Source organism: Streptomyces sp. NPDC059037 (assembly GCF_042740015.1).
Classification (GTDB): Bacteria; Actinomycetota; Actinomycetes; order Streptomycetales; family Streptomycetaceae; genus Streptomyces.
In genome coordinates this window covers 1-4868 of record NZ_JBHYIG010000441.1, presented here as the reverse complement: position 1 = coordinate 4868, position 4868 = coordinate 1, and the positions used below count along the sequence as shown (strand labels likewise).

Genomic DNA, 4868 nt, shown 5'->3' with positions numbered 1-4868 from the left:
ATCGGGGAGTAGCGCCTGGGCCGGTCCGTGGCCCGGGGGGGGGTGGTGGGTGGTGGCGCTGTCCCCCGCGCCCCTTGGGGGCGATCTGGTGCCGCGTCCTAAACAAATCCCCCACCCGGGGGTGCCGCGGGGGTGGGGCATTTCCGTGTGTGGGCGTCTCTACGCCGGTGAGCGATGGGCCACGTACGCCAAGGTCCCGAGGACCAGTCGCGCCTGCGGCGGATGTGTTGCCGAGTCCAGGTCCGGGGCGCGCAGCCAGCGGACCGGGCCGAGGCCCGCATGGTCGGACGGTGGGGCGGTGATGTGGCTGCCGGGGCCCCGGCCGTGCAGGTCGATGCCGGCGTCGTCCCACCCCATGCGGTAGAGCAGCTGGGGGAGTTCGGCGGCGGCGCCGGGGGCCACGAAGAAGTGCGCGCGGCCGTCCGGCGTGGCCGACACCGGGCCGAGCGGGAGGCCCATGCGCTCCAGGCGGACCAGGGCGCGGCGGCCCGCCGTCTCGGCCACCTCGATCACGTCGAAGGCGCGCCCCACGGGCAGCAGCACGGCGGCGCCGGGGAACTGGCCCCAGGCCTCCGCCACTTCGTCGAGCCGCGCCCCGGCCGGGACTTCGGGGGCGAAGGCGAGCGGATGGGCGCCGGGGGACGGGCAGTCGGCCGCGCCGCAGGAGCAGCGGCCGTCCAGTGCGCGCGCTCCGGGGACCGCCGCCCAGCCCCAGAGTCCGGTGTACTCGGCCACCGCGGTGCAGTCCGACGCGCGGCCGCGCCGCCGTGAACCGGTGCGGGGTTCTCTGGTCCCCCGGATGCCGCCGATCGTGAAGCCCATGCCCCCTCCAACGGGTCGAGCGCAGCGCGGTTACGTGACGGAATCGGATCGTGACCCTCTGTTTTCGGTTGGCGCCCGATGGTCAGAGGGTGGTGTGCTCGGTCATTCGCGCCCCTAAGTGCTCCGTTCCGCCCACTGTCGGTCGTCCACTGTCAAGTCAATCGCTTGTAGCGGGCGGGGAGTTCATTCGAAGGGGTGGCGAATGGTGGCGTTTCCGCGATCGCCCTCGCCGGAGGGGTGATCGTAGGATTACTTTCAGTGCATAAGCCCTGAGGCTCGTGCACTCGTGGGTATGCCGGAGGCAAGTCGGTTTCCTGTTCGATGGGTGACGTTCTCCGGACGGAGAGCCGCATCGCGCGGCATTCTGGTAGGGCTTGGCGTGGACCGTGCAAGTGTCTTGAGGAATGGGGGCGTTCCAGTGGGCGGCAATGGCGGAAGTGGTGCGAACGCTGAGAAGCGCCCAAACGAACTGCTCAACTCCTGGTTCGTGCGCAGCGGTTGGTCGAAGGGCGAGCTCGCGCGCCAAGTGAACCGCAGAGCACGCCAGTTGGGCGCCCATCACATCTCCACCGACACCTCACGGGTGCGCCGCTGGCTGGACGGCGAGAATCCCCGCGAGCCCATTCCGCGCATCCTCTCCGAGCTGTTCTCCGAGCGGTTCGGCTGTGTGGTGGCGGTCGAGGACCTGGGTCTGCGCGCCGCGCACCAGTCGCCCTCCGTGTCCGGCGTGGACCTGCCCTGGACGGGACCCCAGACCGTCGCGCTGATCAGTGAGTTCTCGCGCAGCGACCTGATGCTGGCCCGGCGCGGCTTCCTCGGCACCTCGCTCGCGCTCTCCGCGGGCCCCGCGCTCATCGAGCCCATGCAGCGCTGGCTGGTCCCGGGGCCGACCACGCCGTCCGGCGACCCCGAGCCGGCCGCGCCGACGCGCAGGCCGGGGCGGCTCTCCAAACCTGAGCTCGATCTCCTCGAGTCCACGACGGTGATGTTCCGCCAGTGGGACGCCCAGTGCGGGGGAGGGCTCCGGCGCAAGGCCGTCGTCGGCCAACTGCACGAGGTGACGGACCTGTTGCAGGAGCCCCAGCCCGAAGCCACCGCCAAGCGGCTCTTCAAGGTCGCGGGCGAGCTGGCCGAACTCGCCGGGTGGATGAGCTACGACGTGGGGCTTCAGCCCACCGCCCAGAAGTACTTCGTCCTCGCGCTGCACGCCGCCAAGGAAGCGGGCGAGAAGCCGCTCGGTTCGTACATCCTCTCCAGCATGAGCCGCCAGATGATCCACCTCGGCCGGCCCGACGACGCGCTCGAACTCATCCACCTCGCGCAGTACGGCAGCCGCGACTGCGCGAGCCCGCGCACCCAGGCCATGCTGTATGCGATGGAGGCCCGCGCCTACGCCAGCATGGGCCAGCCCGGCAAGTGCAAGCGGGCCGTGCGGATGGCCGAAGACACCTTCGCCGACGCCGAGGAGTTCGACGAGCCCGAGGCGGACTGGATCCGCTTCTTCTCCGAGGCCGAGCTGAACGGCGAGAACGCCCACTCGTTCCGCGACCTGGCCTATGTCGCGGGCCGCAGCCCCACCTACGCCTCGCTCGCCGAGCCCGTCATGGAGCGTGCCGTCGACCTCTTCGGCAAGGACGCCGAACACCAGCGTTCGTACGCCCTGAACCTGATCGGCATGGCCACGGTCCACCTGCTCCAGCGCGAGCCCGAGCAGAGCACGGAGCTTGCGGGGCAGGCCCTGGACATCGCCAAGAAGGTCCGCTCCGAGCGGGTCAACACCCGGCTCCGCAAGACCGTGGACACCGCCGTGCGGGACTTCGGGGACGTCACCGAGGTCGTACGCCTGACCGAGCGGCTCGCCGTGGACATGCCGGAAACCGCGGAGGCGGTCTGACGGCGCGCCTCCGCAAGGCTCCGGCCGCGGCAGCACCATCCCGAACAGCCCGACTCGGCTCCCCCAGCCCGGTCCACCGGATGGCCGTCGCGGCCGGTTCTGTGCGTTGTCGCAGGGTATGGGTCCGCGTCCCGCGCCACCCGGCAGTTCATGGACGCGTAACACGCACGACCTCTTCGTCACCGGTGCGAAACATCGAGGGGCGCCCCACGAAACGGCGCTGCGCCAATCTCGTGGCGCATAACGGCCCACCCCGTACCGCCCTCCCGCACGGGCCGCATACGACGACGAGGAGACGCCGATGCCCCCAGGCATCACGATCGCCGCAGACGCCCCCGAGCTGTCTGCCGCCAACACCGGGTTCATGCTCATCTGTTCCGCCCTGGTGATGCTCATGACGCCGGGACTCGCCTTCTTCTACGGAGGCATGGTCCGCGTCAAGAGCACCCTGAACATGCTGATGATGAGCTTCATCAGCCTGGGGATCGTCACCATCCTCTGGGTGCTGTACGGCTTCTCCATCGCGTTCGGCACCGACCACGGCAGCCTCTTCGGCTGGTCGTCCGACTACGTCGGACTGAGCGGGATAGGGCTCAACGAGCTGTGGGACGGCTACAACATCCCCGTCTTCGTCTTCGCGGTCTTCCAGCTGATGTTCGCGATCATCACGCCCGCCCTGATCAGCGGTGCGCTCGCGGACCGCGTGAAGTTCACCGCCTGGGCGCTGTTCGTCACACTGTGGGCCACCATCGTCTACTTCCCGGTCGCGCACTGGGTGTGGGGCACCGGCGGCTGGGCCTTCGAGCTCGGCGTCATCGACTTCGCCGGCGGTACGGCCGTGCACATCAACGCCGGTGCCGCCGCGCTCGGCGTGATCCTCGTCATCGGTAAGCGCGTCGGCTTCAAGAAGGACCCGATGCGGCCGCACAGCCTGCCGCTCGTCATGCTCGGCGCCGGTCTGCTGTGGTTCGGCTGGTTCGGCTTCAACGCCGGATCGTGGCTGGGCAACGATGACGGCGTCGGCGCGATGATGTTCCTGAACACACAGGTGGCCACCGCCGCCGCCATGCTGGCCTGGCTCGCCTACGAGAAGATCCGGCACGGCGCGTTCACCACCCTTGGTGCCGCATCGGGCGCCGTCGCGGGCCTCGTCGCCATCACCCCGTCCGGCGGCTCCTGCTCGCCGCTCGGCGCGATCGCCATCGGTGCCATCGCCGGTCTGCTCTGCGCCATGGCCGTCGGCCTCAAGTTCAAGTTCGGCTACGACGACTCCCTCGACGTCGTCGGTGTCCACCTCGTCGGCGGTATCGCGGGCTCGCTCCTGGTCGGCTTCTTCGCCACCGGTGGCGTCCAGTCCAAGGCTCAGGGCCTCTTCTACGGCGGCGGCTTCGAGCAGCTCGGCAAGCAGGCCGCGGGTGTCGGCGCCGTCCTCGCGTACTCCCTGATCGCCTCAGCGATCCTCGCCTTCCTGGTCGACAAGACCATCGGGATGCGGGTCAGCGAGGACGAGGAAGTCTCCGGCATCGACCAGGTGCAGCACGCCGAGACCGCGTACGACTTCAGCGGCGCGGGCGGCGGCACCGCCACCCGCAGCGCTGCCGCGCCGGCCCCGGTCCAGGAGACCGCGAAGGCTGCGACCGAGAAGAACAAGAGGGTGGACGCATGAAGCTCATCACCGCTGTCGTCAAGCCGCACCGGCTCGACGAGATCAAGGAAGCCCTCCAGGCCTTCGGGGTGCAGGGACTCACGGTCACCGAGGCCAGCGGCTACGGCCGCCAGCGCGGTCACACCGAGGTCTACCGCGGCGCGGAGTACACCGTCGATCTCGTACCGAAGATCCGGATCGAGGTCCTTGTGGAGGACGACGACGCCGAACAGCTCGTGGATGTCGTGGTGAAGGCCGCCCGAACCGGCAAGATCGGAGACGGCAAGGTCTGGAGCATCCCGGTCGAGACTGCCGTCCGGGTGCGGACCGGCGAGCGCGGACCCGACGCGCTCTGAGCCGGACCGGGTTGACGACGCGGAACTGAGCGGGACTGACAGGAGCTGCTGGGTGACGAGTGTGGACGTACGAACCGAATCGGATTCGGAAGACTCCGGCCCCAGCGGCTACGCGGCGGCCCGGCTGCGCCTCCTCCAAGGAGAGGCGCAG

The 4868-nt window shown here is 69.8% G+C and carries 4 protein-coding genes; 3 read left to right on the top strand and 1 reads right to left on the bottom strand.

Annotation, left to right across the window (positions count from 1 at the left end):
• Positions 1-159: 159 nt before the first annotated feature.
• On the bottom strand, positions 160-822 hold the full coding sequence (locus tag ACFWY6_RS44130; RefSeq protein ID WP_266871104.1) for a bifunctional DNA primase/polymerase: 663 nt from the start codon (positions 820-822) through the stop codon (positions 160-162).
• Between the two features lie 418 nt (positions 823-1240).
• On the opposite strand from ACFWY6_RS44130, the gene ACFWY6_RS44125 reads away from it, so the two are divergent.
• From ACFWY6_RS44125 to ACFWY6_RS44115, 3 genes are all read left to right on the top strand, one after another.
• A complete protein-coding gene (locus tag ACFWY6_RS44125) occupies positions 1241-2716 on the top strand; it encodes a hypothetical protein (RefSeq protein WP_384703169.1) in 1476 nt (491 codons plus the stop codon).
• A gap of 301 nt (positions 2717-3017) precedes the next feature.
• Complete coding sequence (locus tag ACFWY6_RS44120) at positions 3018-4382, top strand: ammonium transporter (RefSeq protein WP_384703166.1); 1365 nt, start codon at positions 3018-3020, stop codon at positions 4380-4382.
• A complete protein-coding gene (locus ACFWY6_RS44115) occupies positions 4379-4717 on the top strand; it encodes a P-II family nitrogen regulator (protein WP_135333252.1) in 339 nt (112 codons plus the stop codon). The genes ACFWY6_RS44120 and ACFWY6_RS44115 overlap by 4 nt, the downstream gene beginning before the upstream one ends.
• Positions 4718-4868 lie beyond the last annotated feature (151 nt).